Consider the following 236-nt stretch of genomic DNA (forward strand, 5'->3'; position numbering starts at 1 on the left):
TCGCCGCACCCGGCGCCGCGCTGGTGACTCTCACCAAGACCGACGACCTGCTGCTCACGATCACCGCGCGCAGGACCGAGAACCGGCCGTGCGTGGTGCTGGACCCCTTCGGCCAGGCGGACGGGTTGCCGGAACTCATCTGGGACCCGATTGCCGGCTGCGTCGACCCGATCACCGCAGAGCGGCGGGCCAAGGCGTTCACCGCCGGCACGATCCGGTCAGCTGCCAGCGGCGGG

General features: G+C 72.0%; 1 pseudogene. It reads left to right on the plus strand.

Annotated features, from left to right (window positions below):
* Positions 1–236, plus strand: a pseudogene (locus BN358_RS26370) (hypothetical protein); the annotation flags it as partial.

This window comes from Sedimentibacter sp. B4 (assembly GCF_000309315.1).
GTDB lineage: Bacteria > Bacillota > Clostridia > Tissierellales > Sedimentibacteraceae > Sedimentibacter > Sedimentibacter saalensis.